17 protein-coding genes are annotated in these 23,098 nt (G+C 37.7%); 6 read left to right on the plus strand and 11 right to left on the minus strand.

What is annotated here, in order from left to right:
• Positions 1-262 precede the first annotated feature (262 nt).
• Complete coding sequence (tsaA, locus tag EL259_RS05230; protein ID WP_126599646.1) at positions 263-997, plus strand: tRNA (N6-threonylcarbamoyladenosine(37)-N6)-methyltransferase TrmO; 735 nt, start codon at positions 263-265, stop codon at positions 995-997.
• A gap of 45 nt (positions 998-1,042) precedes the next feature.
• Here the strand turns inward: tsaA and rne are convergent, their stop codons facing one another.
• Entirely contained in the window at positions 1,043-4,114 is a 3,072-nt protein-coding gene (gene rne / locus EL259_RS05235) for a ribonuclease E (RefSeq protein WP_126599648.1), read from the minus strand.
• Between the two features lie 380 nt (positions 4,115-4,494).
• A complete protein-coding gene (locus EL259_RS05240; protein WP_126599650.1) occupies positions 4,495-5,757 on the minus strand; it encodes an HlyC/CorC family transporter in 1,263 nt (420 codons plus the stop codon).
• A 299-nt stretch (positions 5,758-6,056) separates the two neighbouring features.
• Between EL259_RS05240 and ffh the strand changes: the two genes are divergently transcribed.
• Genes ffh through EL259_RS05255 form a run of 3 tightly spaced genes read left to right on the plus strand, consistent with a single transcriptional unit; the run spans position 6,057 to position 9,038 of the window.
• Positions 6,057-7,454 (plus strand): signal recognition particle protein, encoded by a 1,398-nt coding sequence (gene ffh / locus EL259_RS05245; RefSeq protein WP_126599652.1) that lies wholly within the window; start codon positions 6,057-6,059, stop codon positions 7,452-7,454.
• A 23-nt stretch (positions 7,455-7,477) separates the two neighbouring features.
• On the plus strand, positions 7,478-8,368 hold the full coding sequence (gene asd / locus EL259_RS05250) for an archaetidylserine decarboxylase (protein WP_126599654.1): 891 nt from the start codon (positions 7,478-7,480) through the stop codon (positions 8,366-8,368).
• Positions 8,369-8,405: 37 nt separating this feature from the next.
• Complete coding sequence (locus EL259_RS05255; protein ID WP_126599656.1) at positions 8,406-9,038, plus strand: FKBP-type peptidyl-prolyl cis-trans isomerase; 633 nt, start codon at positions 8,406-8,408, stop codon at positions 9,036-9,038.
• An 80-nt stretch (positions 9,039-9,118) separates the two neighbouring features.
• Here the strand turns inward: EL259_RS05255 and polA are convergent, their stop codons facing one another.
• Positions 9,119-11,929 (minus strand): DNA polymerase I, encoded by a 2,811-nt coding sequence (gene polA, locus EL259_RS05260; RefSeq protein WP_126599658.1) that lies wholly within the window; start codon positions 11,927-11,929, stop codon positions 9,119-9,121.
• Positions 11,930-12,168: 239 nt separating this feature from the next.
• Between polA and tolB the strand changes: the two genes are divergently transcribed.
• Positions 12,169-13,470, plus strand: a complete 1,302-nt coding sequence (gene tolB, locus EL259_RS05265; protein WP_126599659.1) for a Tol-Pal system beta propeller repeat protein TolB — start codon at positions 12,169-12,171, stop codon at positions 13,468-13,470.
• Positions 13,471-13,485: 15 nt separating this feature from the next.
• Positions 13,486-13,944 carry a peptidoglycan-associated lipoprotein Pal gene (gene pal / locus EL259_RS05270; RefSeq protein ID WP_126599661.1) on the plus strand — a complete coding sequence of 153 codons (459 nt, stop codon included), beginning with the start codon at positions 13,486-13,488 and terminating at the stop codon, positions 13,942-13,944.
• A 78-nt stretch (positions 13,945-14,022) separates the two neighbouring features.
• Here pal and lpxC read toward each other — a convergent pair whose 3' ends face one another.
• The 8 genes from lpxC to ftsW form a co-directional block, all read right to left on the minus strand.
• On the minus strand, positions 14,023-14,940 hold the full coding sequence (lpxC, locus tag EL259_RS05275; RefSeq protein ID WP_126599662.1) for a UDP-3-O-acyl-N-acetylglucosamine deacetylase: 918 nt from the start codon (positions 14,938-14,940) through the stop codon (positions 14,023-14,025).
• 22 nt (positions 14,941-14,962) lie between these two features.
• Complete coding sequence (ftsZ, locus tag EL259_RS05280) at positions 14,963-16,237, minus strand: cell division protein FtsZ (RefSeq protein WP_126599664.1); 1,275 nt, start codon at positions 16,235-16,237, stop codon at positions 14,963-14,965.
• 86 nt (positions 16,238-16,323) lie between these two features.
• Complete coding sequence (gene ftsA, locus EL259_RS05285; protein WP_126599666.1) at positions 16,324-17,610, minus strand: cell division protein FtsA; 1,287 nt, start codon at positions 17,608-17,610, stop codon at positions 16,324-16,326.
• The gene (locus EL259_RS05290; protein ID WP_126599668.1) at positions 17,607-18,392 is read right to left on the minus strand and encodes a cell division protein FtsQ/DivIB; all 786 of its coding nucleotides are present in this window, start codon (positions 18,390-18,392) and stop codon (positions 17,607-17,609) included. Before EL259_RS05290 ends, ftsA begins: the two co-directional genes overlap by 4 nt.
• Positions 18,392-19,315, minus strand: coding sequence for a D-alanine--D-alanine ligase (locus EL259_RS05295; RefSeq protein WP_126599670.1), 924 nt, complete (start codon positions 19,313-19,315; stop codon positions 18,392-18,394). The genes EL259_RS05290 and EL259_RS05295 overlap by 1 nt, the downstream gene beginning before the upstream one ends.
• Positions 19,316-19,360: 45 nt before the next feature.
• Complete coding sequence (murC, locus tag EL259_RS05300) at positions 19,361-20,782, minus strand: UDP-N-acetylmuramate--L-alanine ligase (protein WP_172594223.1); 1,422 nt, start codon at positions 20,780-20,782, stop codon at positions 19,361-19,363.
• 16 nt (positions 20,783-20,798) lie between these two features.
• Positions 20,799-21,872 (minus strand): undecaprenyldiphospho-muramoylpentapeptide beta-N-acetylglucosaminyltransferase, encoded by a 1,074-nt coding sequence (gene murG, locus EL259_RS05305; protein WP_126599674.1) that lies wholly within the window; start codon positions 21,870-21,872, stop codon positions 20,799-20,801.
• Positions 21,859-23,097 (minus strand): putative lipid II flippase FtsW, encoded by a 1,239-nt coding sequence (gene ftsW / locus EL259_RS05310; RefSeq protein WP_126599676.1) that lies wholly within the window; start codon positions 23,095-23,097, stop codon positions 21,859-21,861. The genes murG and ftsW overlap by 14 nt, the downstream gene beginning before the upstream one ends.
• Position 23,098 lies beyond the last annotated feature (1 nt).

The raw sequence follows: 23,098 nt of genomic DNA on the forward strand, positions 1-23,098 counted from the left end.
TTTTAACGATTATAGGTTGAGAAATATCAGATAGTAAATTTTCATATAAACTGGTCGGATAAGTAGTACTTTATATATTATAAGAAATATTTTTGGCATTACTAAAGTGAGTTATAGAATGAGATTAAAATAAAATTTATTTATATTTTTATGAAATATTTATTTTATAAATATAAGATAATAAAAGTAATTTTATCTAAAAATAGAATATCTAATTATGCTATAATGTTTTATTCTAAATTTTAAAATTTAAGTGATATTTATGAATGACAAATTAATTTTAAATACCGTAGCCATCATTCATACGCCATATAAAGAGAAATTTGCGGTACCGCGACAACCTGATTTAGTGAGAGATGGGAAAGGAAGAATAGAATTATTACCACCATATAATACGCCTGAAGCTGTACGTGGATTAGAGGAATTTTCACATTTATGGTTAATTTTTCAGTTTAACCATATAGTAACAGGGAAATGGCAACCAACGGTTCGTCCGCCACGTTTAGGAGGAAATAAACGTGTTGGTGTTTTTGCCTCTCGTGCTACGCATCGTCCGAATCCATTAGGGCTTTCAAAAGTTGCTTTAGAAAGGATCGTTTGTGAACAGGGAACAGTTTTTCTAGAAGTTGGCGCCGTTGATCTTGTTGATGGTACTCCAATTTTAGATATAAAGCCTTATCTGGCATATGCAGACAGTGAGCCAAATGCAAAATCTAGTTTTGCTCAAGAGAAACCTCAACCACGATTAGATGTTATTTTTACTGATTTGGCATTACAACAGGCACAAGAAATATCACGAAGGATCCCGAATTTTATACGTTTTATTAACGATGTTTTAGCACAGGATCCGAGACCTGCTTATCATAAGGACAAAGGGCAAGATCGAGTTTATGGCGTGGATCTTTATGATTTTAATATTCGTTGGCACGTAATTTTTCAAGAGACGCCCGAAAAATCGGAAGAATTTATTAAGATTTTGAGTATTGAGCCTAAATAGATATAAAAAATCCAGCCGTAGCTGGATTTTTTATTAGATGATGCGTTATTCCGCAAAGGATGCAAGAGTTGGTTCTGAATGAACATGGCTTGTAGCACCTTTGTATCCCGCACTACCTTTACCATTAAAATGGTAACGAGAGTGCTGCCAAATTTGGATTGGCATGATGGCATGGGCTTCTTCAACAGCGATTGCTTGAGTCGGTTCGGACATAGTGTGCATTACTGTTGAGAATGTACCAATTCGACCATTAAATTGATAATGAGATTGGTAGGCTTGCATTGCTAATGTTGTTTCATTAGACGGTAGAGGTTGAGCTACACATTGTGTTGGCTCTGAACTACTCAGGCGATCTAATGATTGTTGGATTTTTTTCGCTACTGCTTCATTAGCAGGTTGTGCAATCATATTTTCAAAAGGAACCACTGCTTGTGTTTTCTCTTCTGTCACAATGAATGCTTCTGCTGGTTCTGGCAATGTGGTTTGTTGCGCTTTTTCTTTTGCAAGTAGCTCATCTACTGACATAAATGGCATTGTAGCTGGTGCTTTTTTGGCATTATTAGGCGATGCAGGTTGTTGTACCCATACTTTTCCCATTGCTAACTCTGGAGAAGCGACGCCTCCTGAAATTGGCATCGGTGCCTTGTTCTCATCTTGACGACGTCGACGAGAATTATTTAAACGTAAATGACGCGGTAAGCGACGTTGACGATTATTTTTATTGGTATTTTCTACCGTTTCATCATTTTCAATTACTACCTCTTTAGAAACATGGGGCGCTAAATTGATTTCATTGTCAGCTTGTTTGGTTAAGGCATGAGAATGATCAATAGGAGCCTTTGTTTTCTCTCTAGATGTAGTAGGTGTCTGATCTTCAGAAACTTTCGCTTTTACAACGGTATCTTCTGATGTTGTTACCTGTTTATTCGCCACATTACGCTGATTTTTCTTATGTTCAGAAAGGCGTACTTTTTTTGGTGTTGGCGCCAATGCCTGAGAATCCATGGTATTTATTTCTGTGGATTCTGTAGTATTTTTAGCGACAACTTCTTTGGCATTTTCTACTGCTGTTGGTTGAGTCGTTTTATTTACACGAACTTTTTTATTCAGTTCACGACGTGCACGACGTTCTTGTTTTACAACAGTTTCTTTCTCTTTCGCCACTTTTGCTTTGCTATCTTGAGTATTCTCTAGATTTACCGCAGCTTGTGGTTTATTTTCTTTACGTGCTCTGACTTTACGTTCTTGGCGTTGTTCAAGTTTATCCGTATTTTCTGGACGTTCTGTACGCTGTGTATTGCAAGGTTCTTGGCGACGACGTTGAGCTCGATTTTCATTAGTACGTTTTGGACGATTATTTTTACGTGTTTGTTTTTTCACTGGCTGTTGTTTTTCTTCTTCAGCTGCAAAAAAATTACGAATCGCTTTAAGGAAACGACTAAAGAGCGATGGTGATTTTGTTTTCACTGGGGTTGGAGCAGGCGTATCAATCGCTAAACATACTGCCGCATTTTCAGCTGGACTATCACTATTGCAGTTGTTTGCTGCTTCAATTTGACGGGAAATCAAGGCTTCTTCTTGATCGGTCATTTCATCATGTTTTTCATGATATTTAGTTAAGTGGTAGCTAAGTACATTAGATTCCTCACCATCACGGATACGGAAAACGTGGAAATGTGGTGTTTCCATGCTTTCATTCGGTACCACAATAATGGATACATTATGGCGTTGCTCAATTTTATGAATGGCCTTACGTTTTTCATTAAGAAGATAAGTCGCAATTTTCACAGGTACGATACAGTGAACTTGTTTGGTATTTTCTTTTAATGCTTCTTCTTCCAGTAAACGTAAAATAGATAAAGACAATGATTCATTATCACGAACTTTTCCAGTTCCTTGGCAACGAGGACAGATATGAGAAGAAGAATCACCAAGCGATGCACTTAAGCGCTGGCGAGACATTTCTAATAAACCGAAACGTGAAATACGGCTGATTTGGATGCGAGCACGATCTTGGCGTACGGCTTCACGCATACGGTTTTCAACTTCCCGTTGGTTACGCACTGGTCCCATATCAATGAAATCAATAACGACTAAACCACCTAAGTCACGTAGGCGTAATTGGCGTGCGATTTCATCTGCTGCTTCTAGGTTGGTATTAAGTGCGGTTTCTTCAATATCACTACCTTTGGTTGCACGAGCGGAGTTGATATCGATTGCAATTAAAGCTTCAGTTACGTCAATAACAATAGAACCGCCTGATGGTAAACGCACTTCACGTTGGAATGCTGATTCAATTTGGGATTCGATTTGATAGTGACTGAAAAGAGGAACTTCGCCTTGATAAAGTTTTACGCGGTTTAGAAAATCTGGACGGACAAGCTTGATTTGATGCTTCGCTTTTTCAAAGACTTTTGGATTATCAATCAGAATTTCACCAATATCTCGACGCAAATAATCACGAATTGCACGAACAATAACATCACTTTCTTGGTGAATTAAGAATGGTGCAGGGCGACTTTGAGCAGCTTGCTTAATTGCCTCCCAATGATGGAGAAGGACTTTAAGATCCCATTGTAATTCTTCTGGTGATTTGCCTACACCTGCAGTTCTTACAATTAACCCAACACCTTCAGGTACATCTAAGCAACTTAATGCTTCTTTTAATTCTGTACGTTCGTCACCTTCAATACGGCGCGAAATACCACCTGCTTTAGGATTATTTGGCATAATAACCAAGTAACTACCAGCAAGTGAGATAAATGTAGTAAGTGCCGCACCTTTATTTCCACGTTCTTCTTTGCTTACTTGGACAATAACTTCCTGACCTTCTGTAAGAACATCACGGATATTAGGGCGTCCTTGATAAGCGTAATCTTTAGGGAAATATTCGCGGGCAATTTCTTTGAGGGGTAGGAATCCGTGTCTTTCAGCACCGTAATCAACAAAGGCTGCTTCTAAACTTGGTTCAACACGGGTAATTCTACCTTTATAAATATTAGCTTTTTTTTGTTCATGGCTGGTGTTTTCGATATCTAGATCAAATAAGCGTTGACCGTCCACGAGTGCGACACGAAGCTCTTCTTTTTGTGTCGCATTAATTAACATTCTTTTCATTACATTTCTCTTTCTAATTATGAAAATATTATGTCACAGCAGTACAGGGTTTTCGACCTCGTGTCTGTCGCAAAATGTCAATCTCTCGACTGTCAGTTGCTGGGTGCTTTAAAAACCATTGAGAAGATTTACAATAAATTCTTCATTAAAAGTATGGGTACACATCCGTGACTTGGAAAATTATTGCTACTTTATGTCTTATGCCATTCGCTGCATTAAAGGTATCAATAATATGAATATTCTGTGTTTATTATGAACACAAAAAACCTTGGTATTATCCACTTTCCTTGAAATTTTAGCAAGATAGCGGGGCATTTTCCCCGCCGATCTTCTATTTGATAAATAGAAATTTTTTTGAAAATTGAGGCGTGATTAATGGTTTAAACACACTTTTCAACTTTTGCTTGTTTAACCATATTATCGGCAACTTCCAGAATCGTAATTTTTAGTCCTTCAATTTTAAATATTTGTCCTTTTTTAGGAATTTCTTCTAAATGTTCAATGATCCAACCATTGAAAGTTCTGACTTCTTCGTTATCTAAATCCCAGTGGAACATTTTGTTCAAATCCCGAAGATTTGCACTTCCATCAATGATGATAGAACCGTCAGATTGACGTTCGACTTCTTCGTCAATTGAAGGGGCTGTTGAAGTAGTAAATTCGCCAACAATTTCTTCTAAAATATCTTCAAGGGTAATAAGCCCTTTAATGTCTCCATATTCATCAATAACTAGACCAACACGTTCTTTTTTTGTTCTAAAGTTTAAAAGTTGAGTATTGAGTGGTGTACCTTCTGGAATGAAATAAGGTTCATCAGCGGCACGAATTAATGTTTCTTTACTAAATTCATTTTTGTCTAACATTAAACGATAAGCTTCACGGATACGTAAGATACCGATCACTTGCTCATCAAGACTATCTTTGTAAAGAACAACACGGCTATGTGCAGCATGGTTTAATTGACGCATGATAGATTTCCAATCATCCTCAATATTAATTCCTCCGATATCATTACGAGGAACCATAATGTCATCAACCGTTACCTCTGCGAGATCCAGAATAGATAACAACATTTGTTGGTGAGAGCCAGGGATATATTTGCCTGATTGCATCACAATTGAACGTAATTCTTCTGCACTTAGCGTATGGTTTTTTGCTTCATTCTTTAAGCCAAGTAAACGCATTAAACCTTTGATAATAAGATCCATCAAAAATACGATAGGACTTAAAATTTTAGCGAGCGGAACAAGGACGTGACTAGAGAAAAAAGCAACCTTTTCTGGGTAAATTGCAGCAATTGTTTTTGGCAAAATTTCAGAAAAAATAAGCATGAAGAAGGTTAAAACCCCTGTTGCTACGGCTACACCAAGATCACCAGAAATACGCATTCCAATTATAGTGGTAATAGCAGAAGCGGAAATATTAATGAGGTTATTACAAATAAGAATAAGGCTTAAAAGACGATCGGTTTTATTTAATAATTTTTCGGCTTTTTGTGCGCCTTTATTGCCTTTTTCGGCAAGGAAACGCATACGATAGCGATTGACAGAAAGTAATCCCGTTTCAGAACCTGAGAAATAGGCAGAAAGGATTAATAAGATAATTAAAATAATAAATAGTGTACTAAGGGGAATACTGTCCAAAATAATATGATCCTGCGTGAGTGAATATAAAGGCAAAGTGAAATATAGTTTGACTTTGCCCGATCATTTTAAAAAATTAAAATGTGCGGATATTATACAATGATTAATTGATTTATTGGGGAAATTTTTTCTTTTTTATTTTTATCTTGTTGTTATATGAATGAAAATAACAGCATTAATTAATTTTTTTGTTAGTCGACGTCTTTTATGAAAATGGCTTTTCTTATTGCAACTAATGAAAAAATCTTTAGTTTTTAGTATAATCAGCCGAAATTTTATTTGCGAATTTAGGATTTATTATGTTTGAAAATTTATCAGATCGCCTTTCGCAGACCCTACGCAATATCACAGGGAAAGGGCGTTTAACCGAAGATAATATTAAAGATACCTTGCGTGAAGTACGCATGGCATTATTAGAAGCGGATGTGGCACTTCCCGTTGTCCGTGAATTTATTAAACAAGTTAAAGAACAAGCTATTGGTGAGGAAGTTAATAAAAGCTTAACACCAGGGCAAGAATTTTTAAAAATCGTCCAACGCCAATTAGAAGTGGCAATGGGGGATGCGAACGAAAGTTTAAATTTAGCTTGTCAACCGCCTGCAGTTATCCTTATGGCTGGTTTACAAGGGGCGGGTAAAACAACGAGTGTTGCAAAACTTGCTAAATTCTTACATGAGCGTGAAAAGAAAAAAGTGCTTGTCGTTTCTGCTGACGTTTATCGCCCAGCAGCGATTAAACAATTAGAAACCTTAGCAAGTGAAGTGGGTGTTGATTTTTATCCATCTTCCACTCAACAAAGTCCAGTGGATATTGCAACATCCGCATTAAGTGATGCAAAACTTAAATTCTATGATGTGTTGATTGTCGATACAGCAGGGCGTTTACATGTCGATGAAGAAATGATGCAAGAAATTCAACAAGTTCATGCAGCATTAAATCCGATTGAAACACTCTTTACCGTTGATGCGATGACAGGGCAAGATGCAGCAAATACGGCAAAAGCTTTCAATGAAGCTTTACCATTAACGGGTGTGATTTTAACTAAAGTTGATGGGGATGCGCGTGGTGGTGCGGCGCTTTCTATTCGTCAAATTACTGGTAAACCAATTAAATTCCTTGGGGTTGGTGAAAAAACAACGGCATTAGAACCATTCCATCCTGATCGTGTCGCTTCTCGTATTTTAGGTATGGGCGATGTGATGTCTTTAATCGAAGACTTACAACGTACCGTTGATCAAGAAAAAGCAGAGAAATTAGCGAAAAAATTCAAACAAGGTGATGATTTTACCTTAGAAGATTTCCGTCAACAGCTCATTGAAATGAAAAAAATGGGTGGATTAACTTCTATGCTAGATAAACTTCCTGGCATGAAAAATTTACCAGATCATCTAAAAAATAAGGTAGATGACAAAATGTTTGCCAAAATGGAAGCGATGATTAATTCCATGACGCTTAAGGAACGTGCTTATCCAGACATTATTAAAGCATCCCGACGCCGTCGTATTGCGGAAGGTTCTGGCACCACCGTACAAGATGTAAATAAATTGCTGAAACAATTCGGTGAAATGCAGAAAATGATGAAGAAAATGCGTAAAGGCGGCATGGCTAAGATGATGCGTAGCATGAAAGGCATGATGGGTGGACTTGGTGGCATGGGTGGTCTTGGCGGACTTCCTGGTATTGGTCGTAAACGTTAATCTGAATTAAGGAGCATTTTACAATGTCAGCAACAAATAATTCTTTTAGACCAAGTTATTGGCAAAGACTTAAAGTCGCCTTCCAATATGTTATGCCTCAGATTTATATGACCCGCATTGCAGGTTATTTAGCCGAGAAAGAATGGGGCGGATTTACTCATTTGGTGATTAAGTTGTTTGCCAAAAAATACGATATAAATATGCAAGAAGCGGCAAAATCGAGTTATAACGATTATCCAACGTTTAATGCATTTTTTACCCGTGAACTAAAAGAGGGAGCTCGTCCAATTGTAGAAGGCGATAAAAATCTCTGTTTACCAGCGGATGGTCGCATCAGTGAATGTGGTAAAATTGAAGAAGATTTGCTCATTCAAGCGAAAGGACACTACTTTTCTTTAGAAGATTTACTTGGTGGCAATAAAAATTTAGCAAAAACATTTGAAAATGGAATTTTTGCCACCACATATCTCTCACCGAGAGATTATCATCGTGTTCACATGCCTTGTGATGCAACATTACGTCAAATGACTTATGTACCAGGTGAGTTATTTTCTGTAAATCCATTTTTAGCAGAACATGTGCCAAATCTTTTTGCACGTAATGAGCGAGTAATCTGTTTATTCGATACTGAATTTGGACCGATGGTACAAATTCTTGTTGGGGCGACAATTACGGCTAGTATGAAAACCGTATGGGCGGGTGTGATTAATCCACCTCGCTATAAACGTGTGGTTGACTGGTATTATGATGGTGAGGATGCCGTTTCACTTAAAAAAGGTCAAGAAATGGGAGCTTTCCAACTAGGCTCAACAGTAATCAACCTATTTGTTGAAGATAGCATGACATTAGCGCCAGAATTGACAGTAGGGCATCCTGTTAAAATGGGTGAATTGCTTGGTACGATCACGAAGTAATTTCAGATAACAGTTTTTATTAACAGAGGAAAACAAAATGACAGATAACATCTTTGAAAACGTAGATTTAAGCACCACCTCTGCGAAAGGTAGCTACGGGATTGGTTTACAAATTGGTCAACAATTATTAGAAAGTAAATTAGAAATTACTCCAGCTGCTGTGGGTAAAGGTATTTATGATGTATTAATGCAACAAGTACCTGCACTTGAATTAATGGACGTTCAAAACGCATTATTAGAATTACAAAAACAAGCATCTGAAGTGTTAAAAGCAGAAGCAGAAGCAGCGAAAAAAGAAGGTGAAAAATTCTTAGCTGAAAATGCAAAAAAAGATGGCGTTAAAGTAACTGATAGTGGTTTACAATACGAAGTATTAAAAGAAGGTAACGGTAAAGTTCCTTCTAAAGATGATCATGTTCGTGTTCACTATACAGGTAAATTACCTAACGGTACTGTATTTGATAGCTCAGTACAACGTGGTCAACCAGCTGAGTTCCCAGTTGGTGGTGTAATTCCAGGTTGGGTTGAAGCGTTAACTATGATGCCTGTTGGTTCTAAATGGAAACTTGTGATTCCTGCAGAATTAGCATACGGTGAACGTGGTGCTGGCGCTGCTATTCCACCAAATAGCCCATTAGAATTTGAAGTTGAATTATTAGATATTCTTTAATTCTCCGCTTTACATAATGCATAAAAAAGCCCGATTTAATTCGGGCTTTTTCTTTGGAATAATATCTAAGGTATGGATTATTAGTGGGCTTCGTCCCAGTTTTCACCAATCCCAACATCCACAATAAGTGGCACGTCAAGCACGGCAGCATTTTCCATTAAATTTTTGATTTTTTGTGACCAAAAATCAATTTTATCTTCTCGTACCTCAAAGACTAGTTCATCGTGCACTTGCATGATCATTTGAATTTCATCTGAGTCTTGAATCTCTTTAGCAATCGCAATCATAGCACGTTTGATAATATCCGCCGCTGTGCCTTGCATTGGTGCGTTAATTGCCAAACGTTCTGCTGCTTTGCGTGCAATTGCATTACTTGCAGTTAATCCAGGAAGATGTAAACGGCGATGGAATAGGGTTTCGACATAGCCTGTTTCTTTGCCTCGTTCTGGTACTTGACGCATAAAATCCTGCACACCAGGATAACGCATAAAATAGCGTTTGATATAATCTTGAGCTTCGTTACGAGCAAGACCTAATTGGCGCGCTAAGCCAAAAGCACTCATGCCATAAATGAGACCGAAGTTGATTGCTTTTGCATTGCGGCGTTGATTATTTGTTACTTCATCTAGCGGTAATCCAAAAATTTCAGCGGCGGTGGCACGGTGAATATCTTTCCCCGTGTTAAAGGCATTGATTAAATTTTCATCTTTAGACAAATGTGCCATGATGCGTAATTCAATTTGTGAATAATCGGCAGCCATAATTTTAAAGCCATCTCGTGCAATAAATGCTTGGCGAATACGGCGACCTTCTTCGCTTCTGACAGGAATATTCTGCAAATTTGGATCGCTAGAGGATAAACGCCCAGTACTGGTAACCGCTTGATGATAAGAGGTATGTACACGTCCTGATTCATCAACAAGTTGAGGTAATTTATCTGTATAGGTTGATTTTAACTTACTTAGCCCACGATGCTCGACAATGACTTTCGGTAATTCATGTTCAAGAGCAAGTTCCTCTAGCACCTCTTCATTGGTGGACGGAGCACCTTTTGGTGTTTTTTTAAGGACTGGCAAATGTAATTTATCAAATAAAATTTCTTGTAATTGTTTGGTCGAAGAAAGATTAAAACTTTCTCCAGCAAGTGTAGAGGCTTGTTGTTCTAATTGTTGTAGATTACTTTCAATTTCAGTAGATTGAAGGAAAAGCGCATCACTATCAATGAGCACACCTGTACTTTCCATTTTTTGTAAAATTGGGAGTAACGGAAGTTCTAGTTCTGAATATAACGCCTCGATTTTCGGATCTTTTTTGAGTTGTTCATTGAGGAAAAGATGTAGGCGCATGGTAATATCCGCATCTTCGGCTGCGTATTCAGTTGCTGTTTCTACTGGAATTTGATTAAAGGTGAGTTGTTTTTTACCTTTTCCTGCAATTTCTTCAAAAGTAATCGTTTGATAATTTAGATACTCTTTTGCAAGATCATCAAGATTATGTTTACCTGTGCTATCTAATGCATAGGCTTCTAACATCGTATCGAAAGCGATTCCTTTTAACTGAATACCAGAACGCTCGAAAATATGAGCATCATATTTTAGATTTTGTCCCACTTTTTTAAGCGATTCATTCTCTAAAATCGGTTTTAAGATTTGAATCGTTTTTTCAAAATCTAGTTGTTGTGGCGCACCTGTGTAATCATGGCGCAAAGGTAAGTAAGTTGCTTCGCCATTTTCAAGCGCAAAAGAAATACCTACGAGGTTAGCCTGCATATAATCCAATGCGTCAGTTTCAGTATCAATAGCAAAGAGAGAAGCAGTTTGTAATTTCTGGCACCATGCTTCTAATTGGTCTTCATTTAAAATACATTCGTATTTGCTACGATCAACACTAATTTGCGTACTCTTTTTAGTCTTACCAGTAAGTGGTTTGCGAGTAATTTCTTTGTGTAATGTATCGCTAGTTTTTGGAGCGGTTGTTGTCGTGTCACTGGCTGTCGTAATGGATGCGATTCCATTTTGCGCATCTTTCAACCAACGTTTAAAGCCATAGCGATCAAAATTTTCGATTAATGCAGGCATATCCGCAGGTTTTACGGTAAGTGCATCGGTTGAAACATGTAAATCTACGTCTGTTTTAATTGTCGCGAGTAAATAAGAAAGTTCGGCATTTGCCTTTTCAGCCTCTAATTTTGCTCCAAGGGTTTTTGCACCTCGAATGGTTAATGTTGCCACTTTATCTAAATTTGCATAGATCTCTTTAAGGCTACCGATACCTTGCAATAATGCGAGTGCAGTTTTTTCACCAACACCTTTAACGCCTGGAATGTTATCCGAACTGTCGCCCATTAGTGCAAGGAAGTCGATAATAAGCGCTGGTGGAATACCGTATTTTGCTTCTACGCCTTTTTCATCCAGGAGTGTATTGTTCATGGTGTTGATGAGCATGATATTGTCATCAACAAGTTGTGCCATATCTTTATCACCTGTACTAATCAGAACTTTTTGTCCTTTTTTAGACGCTTCAGTAGCCAAGGTTCCGATAACATCATCAGCCTCAACGCCATCAATTACAAGTAAGGGGATACCTAATGCCTTGATCATGTTGTGTAATGGTGCGATTTGGCAACGTAAATCATCAGGCATTGGAGGGCGATTAGATTTGTATTCTTCAAACAATTCATCACGGAATGTTTTCCCTTTTGCATCGAAAACAACGGCAATATGAGTTGGGTTTACTTGTGAAATAAGGCTTTTTAACATATTTAAAACGCCGTACATCGCACCAGTTGGCTCGCCTTTATCATTGGTAAGAGGTGGAAAGGCGTTGAAGGCACGATATAAGTAAGAGGAACCATCCACTAGTACAAGTGGATTATGGGCAATCTGTGTCATAAATTTAATATCTCATTGGCTTTAACATGTTAAAGATTATAACGGAAAACCATGCTAACGGCTAATTTCAGCGGTGAAAAAGGATAATTGCTAATATAATGAATTTATTATTTATTTTTATAAAAACATAAAATTTTCCGAAAATTGAGGCGTCTAATAAAATGTAAGAATTTTTACTCTTATAAAAATAGGCTAGAATACGTAAAAGTAGAAGTTTCGACGCTGAAAGGAGAACGTGAATGAAACAGCTAAAACAAATGATAGTGACACTATTTTTTGGTGTACTATTTTTATTGCAAACGGCAAAGGCAGAAAGTGAAGTCCGCATTGTGATTGATGGCGGTTCTGTATTTGCAAGACCAATTGCCGTTGTCCCTTTCCATTGGAATGGACAGGGTAGTAAACCGATTGATATTTCCAGTATTGTTGCAGCAGATTTAACCAATAGTGGAATGTTCCAAGCATATCCCACCCAAAGTATGCCTCAACAACCTAATTCAGCTACGCAAGTGAAACCAGCGGAATGGGCTAAATTAGGAATTGGTAATGTGGTTGTTGGGCAAATTACGCCAAATGGTAATAGTTATGCCGTCGCATTCCAACTTGTTGATACTTTAGGTGTTTCTGGTGCTGCAGGTCGTGTACTATTACAAAAACAATACTTAATTCCTGCAAGTAAAATACGTGTTGGTGCTCACACGATTAGTGATGCCATTTTCCAACAGCTTACCGGAGTAAAAGGGGCATTTAGAACGAAGATTGCTTACGTGATTCAAGAAAATAGTGGCGATCGCCCATATCAATTACGTGTTGCTGATTATGATGGTCATAATCAACATATCATTTTCCGTAGTGCAGAACCGATTATGTCACCAGCATGGTCTGCAGATGGTCGTAAAATGGCGTATAGCTCTTTTGAAAATCAACAATCTCGATTAATTATGCAAGATCTTGCGACAGGGCAACGTAACGTAATCGTACAAGGTCCTGGACATCATGGTGCGCCATCTTTCTCACCTGATGGAACAACGCTTGCTTTTTCATCATCTAAAGACGGTAAACTTAATATTTATCTCTATAATTTGAGTACGCACCAAATTACTCAGTTAACACAGAATGCAGGTAATAATACAGAACCATCTTGGAGTGCTGATAGTCAACATATTATTTTTACATCAGATCGTAACGGTAACCCACAAGTTTATATGATGAATCGTGATGGTAGTGATGTTCAACAACTGACTAACCAAGGTTTAAATTATAGTGGGCAATTAACTTCAGACGGTAAAAACTTGATTTTCATTTCTAATGACCATCTTGTGAAAAAGAACTTAGAAACTGGAACTAAACAACTTCTTACTACGACTTTCTTAGATGAAAGTCCAAGTTTATCGCCGAATGATTTAATGATTATTTATAGCTCTACTCAGGGTTTAGGAAAGGTGTTACAATTAGTATCGGCAGATGGGCATTTTAAAGCTCGTTTACCTAGTGGTGATGGTCAGGTTAAATTCCCTGCATGGTCACCTTATTTAAATTAATTTTAGGAGAACGTGATGAAAAAAATCACAAAAATGCTTGCAGTAGCTGGTTCTATTGCAGTATTAGCGGCATGTGGTTCAACCACTCCAACTGAAACTGCACCAACTACATTCGGTGGATTTACTGCACAACAATTACAACAAGATCAGCAAGCAAACACCGTTTACTTTGCATTTGATCGTTACAATATTGATCCTCAATATTTGCCACGTTTAGATGCACAAGCTGCATATTTAATGGCTAACCCAGCTGAACACGTGCAAATTCAAGGTTATACCGATGAACGTGGTACACCTGAATACAATATTGCATTAGGTCAACGCCGTGCAGATGCAGTAAAAACTTACTTATTAAGCAAAGGTGTAAACCAAGCACAACTTTCTACCATTTCTTATGGTGAAGAAAAACCAGCTGTATTAGGTCACACTGCAGCTGACTACGCAAAAGATCGTCGTGCAATCTTAGCTTACTAATTTGTAGAACTTTGAATGAAAACAAAAAAGCGAGATAAATATCTCGCTTTTTTATTTAATTAAATTTGTTACAAACGATTAAGCTAATACTTGCTCTGGAATGAGGTAACCTTGCGGCGCTTCAACTTTGTCTTCAAAAGTAACAAGTTCCCACGCTTTTTCATCCGCTAATAGTTTACGTAACAATTTATTATTTAAACCATGACCAGACTTATACGCTTTAAAAGATCCAATAATGTTGTGTCCAGCCATATAGAGATCGCCTATTGCATCAAGCATTTTGTGGCGTACCAATTCATCTTTGAAGCGTAAGCCTTCTTCATTCAAAATACGATAATTATCTAATACAATTGCATTATCTAAACTACCGCCTAGTGCTAAACCTTGTGATTGAAGATATTCAATATCTTTCATAAAACCAAAGGTTCTTGCACGACTGATTTGTTGAATGAAAGTTTCGGTTGTAAAATCTGTCGCATAATGACGCACATCTTTACTGATTGCTGGATGTTGGAAATCAATAGTGAATTCCAAGTGTAATCCATTAAATGGTTCGAACTCTGCCCATTTATCACCATCTTCAATACGTACTTTTTCTTTAATACGAATGAATTTTTTAGCTGCATCTTGTTCTTCAATACCAGCATCTAATAGTAAATAGACAAAAGGATTCGCACTACCATCCATGATCGGAATTTCTGGTGCATCTACTTCAATAATAATGTTATCAATACCCAAGCCTGACAACGCTGCATTTAAATGCTCAACAGTTGAAATACGGATACCGTCTTCATTAACTAATGCGGTACAAAGCATCGTATCTTGCACTGCGTTAGCGTTTGCTACGAAAGTGACAGGCGGATTGAGATCTGTACGGCAATAGATCACACCCGTATTGGGCATCGCAGGACGTAAGGTAAGGGTAACTTTATTACCACTATGTAACCCTACTCCTGTAACTTTAATACTTTGTTTTAAAGTACGTTGTTTGATCATCGCATTATCTTCTTATTAATAATTATTTATTTGTAAAATGAGCCACATTGAACTGACTAAAATCACGTTTACGTTCATAAGTCGGTGTATCAAGTGTATCTTTTGGTTCATCAGTATTTTCATCTGATGAAGGTGAAGTGGTTTCTGCCGCAGGTTTTGCTTCAGCATGATTCACTTCATTTAAACTTGCGTTACGGATACGGATATTTGGTTCTTCACGTTCACCAATACCAGTCGCAACAAGAGTTACGCGGATTTCATCTTCTAATTCTGGAAGAAGAGCAGTACCCACTTTAATAATTGCATCTTCAGAAGCAAAGCCATGTACTACACTTGCAACAGTATCTAATTCACCAAGGGTTAAATTTGGACCCGCAGTTACGTTAATTAAGATACCTTTAGCACCTTGTAAGTCAACATCTTCAAGTAATGGGCTTGCAATAGCTTCTTGGACTGCTTTTTCAGCACGATCTTCAGATGCTTTACCTTTAGCAAAACCAGTACCCATCATTGCACGACCCATTTCAGACATAACAGTTTTAACGTCTTCAAAGTCCACATTGATGATACCTGGAGAGGTAATCATATCAGAAATACCAGTTACAGAATTATGTAATACTTCATTTACTGCTTTAAATGCATTTGGAATAGTAATATTTTTACCAAGTACTTTAATTAATTTTTCATTAGGAATAATAATGAGCGAATCAACATATTGAGATAGCTCTTTGATCCCTAATTCTGCAAAGTACATTTTTTTGCGACCTTCGTATGAGAAAGGTTTAGTTACAACGGCAACAGTTAAAATACCAAGTTCTTTTGCAATTTGTGCAATAACTGGTGTTGCACCTGTACCTGTACCACCGCCCATACCAGCGGCTAAGAACACCATATCGGCGCCTTCTAAAACTTGACGTAAAGCCTCACGATCCTCTTCAGCGGCTTTACGACCTACATTTGGATTAGAACCTGCACCAAGACCACGAGTTAATGCGCCACCAATTTGAATGGTTTGAGGCACTTTACTTGTACGTAATGCTTGTGCATCAGTATTGACTGCATAATATTCTATTTTACCGAACTCATCATCAAAATTTGGATATAGGAAATCTTCGCTGATTGTTGGCTGTACTATTTGTGTTTCAGCGTCGTCGTCACCATTTAAAAACTGAGGCGATAATTTATTTTCTTGTTCTACCATATGGTTGACCGCATTACAGCCACCACCGCCTACACCGATTACTTTAATAAGTGAGCCGGAATCTTCATATTCATAGTCAACTGGTTCGATAGTCATAGTTAATCTCCGTAATATGCTACTTCTATATAGGTAGCATTATTATAATTGCAATTATCTCTTATTGTAGATGAAAAACATACATTTTAAAACTCTGACCTAACTTTATTGACAAATTTTTTCAATTTAAAATAGAGTTTTTTGGATAAACTGTCTTCATCTTTATCTTCAATACCTGTATCTTGGTTTTGATAACAACGTAATAAACCAATTGCTGTAGAATACGCTGGATTATTTACGTAATCTGTCATACCAGAAACATCAATAGGGTATCCAATTCTTACAGGACACTGGAATACGATCTCTGCACATTGGACTAAATCTTGAGTAAGGGCTGCCCCACCTGTAATAACAATGCCAGAAATTAATTCAGAATTGATTTTTTTACTATCAAGCTCTTCTTTTAATTTGTTTAATTCTGTTTTAACCAGATTTAATAATTCAAAATAACGAGGCGCAATAATTTCTGATAATTCACTTTTATCACAAGTTAAAACACGACCTGGCGTTGCACTTTTAATTTTAATTTCGGCATTTTGTTGAGTACGTGGTGGATACATCGCACTTCCATATTGAATTTTAATTTCTTCTGCTTCATGGAATGGAGTAGAGAAATAATGAGTAATATCATTAGTAACACGATTGCCCGCATAAGTAAGGGATTTACTTAAACGTAATTTCCCTTGTGTATAGACGGCAATATCCATTGTTCCTGCACCGAAATCAATGACACAAACGCCAAGATTTTTTTCATCTTCCGTTAAAACAGCTTCAGCAGAGGCGTAGCCTGAATAGAATACACGATCAACTTGTAATGGGATGTTTAATTTAGAATGACATAGTCCGACAGCTTTTTTGAGATTTGCTAATGCGGCTTGCTGGCAAGCAATTAAATGTGCACGTGCGGTGAGACGCATACCTTGTAAACCAAGAGGGTCTGTAATATTCATACGATCATCCAGTGCAAATTCTTGGGGAATAACTTGGAGAAGTGAAAGCCCATCACCAATTTTAACAGAACGAGCAGTCATGACGGCTTGATCAATGTCTTCTTGTGTGACTTCTTCATCTTCACCAATGGCCACAACACCACTTTCATTAAGAGAATGAATATGTTTACCTGTAATAGAAATAATTACGCTTTCAATTTGACAATGAGCTACATCAGCTGCTGATTCAATAGCTCGTTGAATAGCATTAGCAATGGCATTCAAATCAGTGATACCGCCCTGACTAATTCCTTTTGAAGGATGAGAGCTAAAGCCGCTTACCTCGATCATCCCATTAGGGAAGACCTGACCTACTACGGCAGCCACTTTTGAGGTGCCAATTTCAAGACCAACGATAAGTTTTTGTTCACCATTATTTTTCATTTTTTGTTCTCACTTTGATTTGAATCGCTATCAATCAATTTTACTGCTGCACCAGAAGGATAACGTAGATCAACATAGGCTATTTTTTTGTCCGCAGGGATCTCAATATTAGGATAAATTTTAGAGAAATTTGCTAATTTATTCTCCCAATTTGAGCTACCTAGTTTCAGCACCATTCCATTAGATATGATGGCTGTCCACGCTCCACGGTCGGTTAAGTATAATTTTTTTAAAATTAAATGTTGTTGCTGTAATTGGGCAGACATTGCATTCCATACTGACAGCAACAATTGGGTTTTATTATTTGGACCGTTTAAGTTCGGTAAATTGCTTGGATAATTCTTATCGGGTGGCAAAGAAAAAATTGTTCCATCATCCGCAAGAAAATTATTTCCATTCCACATTGCGATAGGCTGATAATCCTGTACCCAAAGGTATAAACTATCTGGCCACTGTTTATGTACTACTAATGTTTTTATCCACGATAATTGTGCAAGTTGATTTTTAATTTGTTGGGTATCCTGAGCCAAAAAACTTTTTAGGCCGCCCATACGTTCTAAAGCATCTTGAATATCTTCTTCTTGTGTATAGATACGATCACCTTTTAAAGTGATTTTGTCTAAAGGTTGTGTATCTAAATTATCAATAATTGATATCCAAGGTGCATTCATGATCGCAATAAAGCCTATTATAAACAACAAGCTGATAAAGAACCATTTTCTAAAAACAGTGTTTTTAACCAAATACCAGTATTGCTTGATGATTTGGGTACTTTTTGCCATTAACGTGTTAACTCCAAGATTTTCACGACTAATTGTTCAAAGGAATAGCCAACTTGTGCAGCTGATTTCGGAAATAAGCTATGGCTTGTCATTCCTGGGCAAGTATTTGCTTCAACAAGGCGGAATTCACCTTTCGCATTACTCATAATGTCAATACGCGTCCAACCACGACAACCGAGTGCATTAAATGCCGCTTTAGCTAATTGACGAATTTCTTGTTCTTTCTCATCGCTTAACCCAGCTGGGCAAAAATATTGCGTATTATCTAGCAGATACTTAGCTTCATAATCATAGAATTCGTTTGCAGGCACAATTTTGATAGCTGGGAGTGCTTCTTCACCTAAAATTGGCACAGTGAATTCTTCACCATCAAGCCATTCTTCAATCAGTACTGTTTCATCAAATTCTAGAGCGTGTAACACAGCTGATTTTAAATCTTCTACATTTTTTACTTTGGTTAAACCCACGCTAGACCCTTCTAATGATGGTTTGACCATAACTGGCATGCCAAGTTCTTTTTCTATGGCGACAGGATCTAAATTATTAAGAGTATTGCGAGTGATAACAACCATTTTGGCAACGGGAAGACCGTATGCGTGCCACATCATTTTTGTACGCATTTTATCCATAGAAAGAGCAGAAGCTAAAACACCACAACCCGTGTAAGGTAAGTGGATCTGTTCTAATAAGCCTTGCATCGTACCATCTTCACCACCACGACCGTGTAAAATATTAAATACACGATCAAATCCAGCCTCTTTTAATGTAGCAACAGGATAATTTTGTGGATCAATGCCTTCAGCATTAAAACCTTGAGATTTTAATGCGTTAAGAACCGCTGCACCAGATTGTAGTGAAATCTCACGTTCTGCAGATGAGCCACCCATGAGGACAGCAATTTTTTCTTCTTTTAATGCTTTCATTTTCTTTTCTCTTTGAATTAATTGGGCAACTAATATTTAAGTAAATTATTTTGACCATTTCTCAGCAAGACTGCGTGATAAACGGCTGATATCTCCCGCACCTTGAGCGAGAATTAAATCGTCATCTTGTAAAACTTGTTCTAATACTTCTGCAAGTTGATTTTTATCTGCTACTAAAATTGGATCTACTTTGCCAAGATTACGAATGGAACGGCATAAATTACGGCTATCTGCACCTGCAATAGGGGCTTCGCTTGCGGCATACACATCTAACATTAATAGTACATCTACTTGGGATAATACACGGACGAAATCATCAAAGAGATCACGTGTTCTTGAGTAACGATGTGGTTGGAAAATCATGACAAGGCGTTTTTTCTCCCAGCCTTGGCGTGCTGCTTGGATAGTAACATTTACTTCCGTAGGATGATGACCATAATCGTCCACAAGCATGACTTGTTTGCCGTTTACATCAAATTCACCAAGTTCATCAAAACGACGACCTGCTCCTTGGAATTGTTGGAGTGCATCAATAATTTTTTCGATCTCAATGCCTTCTTCTTTAGCCACAACAAGGGCAGCTGTGGCATTTAAGGCGTTATGGTGCCCTGGAACATTGAGTGTTACGTGTAATTCTTTACCACTAGGGCAAGCGATATCAAAATGACCTTGGAATCCTTGTTGGTGGTAATTTTTAATTTGATAATCGACATTATCTGAGAAACCATAAGTAAGAATAGGGCGACCAATACGATCCCGTAAACTCATTAATTCTGTATCGTCTCCACAGAGGACAGCAAGACCATAGAAAGGTAGATTATGAAGGAAGTTCACATAAGTTTGTTTCATTTCTTCAAAATCACCATGATAGGTATCCATATGATCAGGTTCAATATTGGTAACAATTGATACCATAGGTTGTAAGTGTAAAAATGAAGCGTCACTTTCATCGGCTTCCGCAATAAGATAACGACTGTCACCTAGATGGGCATTCGTTCCAAGTGATTTTACTAATCCACCATTTACAAAAGTTGGGTCAAGATCTGCATGTGCAAAAATAGTGGCTAACATCGCAGTGGTCGTGGTTTTCCCATGTGTACCTGCTACTGCAATACCGTAACGGAAACGCATAATTTCTGCTAACATCTGCGCACGTTGAATAACAGGAACATGTTTTTCGATTGCGGTAACAATTTCGATATTATCTTTTTTAATAGCACTAGAAATTACCACTACATCAACGTTATCAATATTTTCTGCTTGGTGAGCAAAGGTAATTTTTGCCCCTTTATCCATAAGATGAATAGTTGTGGCATTTGGCTGTAAATCTGAACCGCTAATCTCATATCCTTCGTTCAATAAAACTTCTGCGATTCCCCCCATGCCAGCACCGCCAATGCCGACAAAATGGATGCGTTTAATACGACGCATTGCTGGGATAAAAGCATTTTGATTTTTATGTTGCATTGATAATCCTTTACTTTTATTTTGTAATTTTAATAATTTCATTCGCTACAATTTTTGCACTTTGTGGTGTAGCTTGATCTTTGGCAATATTGGCCATTTCTAGAAGTACTGAGCGATCAAGCTTTTCAAAGGTATGTGCAAGTTTTTCAGGGGTAAATTCATTTTGCTCAATAATAATTGACGCCCCTTTTTTCGCAAGAAATTCTGCATTTAGATATTGTTGGCGATCTTTATGTTGGAAAGGTACAAAGATCGCAGCTGCACCAATAGCTGCTATTTCGCATACTGTTAAGGCACCAGATCGGCAAATTACTAAATCTGCCCATGCATATTCGGTAGCAATATCATCAATAAATTCAGATAATTGGATATCATTACTCATCGCATGATTAGCTTCATAAAGTGCTTTGACTTTCTCGATATTATTTGCACCCACTTGATGATGGATAATGACTTTATCTTTAAACTGGGCGGCAAATTGGGGGATAACATCATTTAAAATTTTTGCACCTTGGCTACCGCCAGCAACAAAAATACGTAATTTCCCACTACGATCCGCAAAACGCTCATTTGGGAGAGGTTGAGCCCAAAACACTTCACGCACAGGATTACCGACTACTTCTGCATCTTTGAATGCGGTCGGAAATGCTTGCATGACTTTTGTTGCGATTTTAGCAAGCCATGCATTTGTTAAGCCTGCAACTGCATTTTGTTCATGGAGTACGACAGGGACGCCACAGAGTTTTGCTGCGACACCACCTGGACCTGAAACATATCCACCCATTCCTAAAACGGCATCAGGTTTAATTTTTTTGATTATTTTTCGAGCTTGCAAAATTGCTCGGAAAATAGCAAAAGGGGCTTTTAATAGACTTTTAAAACTCTTGCCCCGCAATCCAGAAATTTGGATAAATTCAATAGGAATGCCGTATTTAGGCACTAATTGGGCTTCCATACGATCCTTTGTACCAAGCCAGAAAATTTCCCAGCCTTTTGCTTGTAATTCTTGAGCAACGGCAATGGCTGGGAATACATGCCCTCCAGTACCGCCTGCCATTACGAGTAATCTTTTTTTGTTATGCTGTTGCATAATCTTGCTGTCCTTGTTCTTCTTTATTTTGTAAACGTTGTTGACGATTTTCATAGTCAATACGTAATAAAACGGCGATGGCTGTTGCCATAATTAATAAACTTGAGCCGCCATAACTGATGAGAGGAAAGGTAAGCCCTTTCGTTGGTAATAGACCTAGCGCTGCACCTAAATTTACAAAGCCTTGGCAGAATATGAGCGTTGCGATTCCGCAAGCAAAAAAACCACCAAAACGATTTTCGAGTTCTAAAGCATCTTTAGAGATTTTTAATGCTTTCCAAATAAGAATGCATAAAAGGGAAATCATGAATAAAATACCAACTAAGCCCAATTCTTCTCCCCATACGGCCATAATAAAGTCAGTATGCGGTTCAGGTAGATATGCCCATTTTTGGATAGAGTTTCCCAAACCTTCACCAAAAATTCCTCCCCGCCCAAAGGCAATGAGTGAGTTACTTAATTGATAACCTTTACCATAAGGATCACTAAATGGATTCGTAAAATTGGATACCCGAGCTAATTTATATGGGTTCATTAAAATTGTTGCAGTAAATACGACTCCTAAAATGGCAACAGTGACAAGAATTTGTTTCTTTTTAACGCCTGCCATAATAAACATGGCTAGCATGATCATCGCTAATACTGCCGCTGTTCCTGTATCGGGTTGACGTAAAAGTAGAACGCCGAAAAGTAAAACAACTGCTGCGGGTTTAGCCAAACTCAGTTTTTTAGTACGGACCTCTTCGTAACGTCTAGCAATATAGCTAGCAAGGAAACAGATTAGTACGAGTTTTGATAATTCAGCTGGTTGGAAGTTCATTATGCCGAGCGGGATCCAGCGTGTTGCCCCATTAATTTTATGTCCTATTCCTAGTGCAAGGAGAATTAGCATACCCAATGTAAGAACGAATAGAGGCGCATTGAGTTTCTTTTTCCAAGTTTTCATTGGAATGCAAAGTACAATACAAAATAGGATAAAGGCTAAAATAACATTCTTAGTGTCGCTTTTTAAAAAACGGAACATATCAGGATGATGTGTTAATTTCTGGGCAGGTTTCATTGCTAAATAAGCAGGATCGAGAACTGACGCAGAAAAAACAGCAACTAAACCGAGAAGTAGAAAAAAGATAAATAGTAAGACCAAACCACGATCGTAACTTGCGTCAGGTGGCGTAATTTGGAACCATTTTTCATATTTTCGATAAAAATTGCGGAGCATATTCATA

The sequence above is a fragment of the Actinobacillus delphinicola genome (assembly GCF_900638385.1).
Classification (GTDB): Bacteria; Pseudomonadota; Gammaproteobacteria; order Enterobacterales; family Pasteurellaceae; genus Actinobacillus_C; species Actinobacillus_C delphinicola.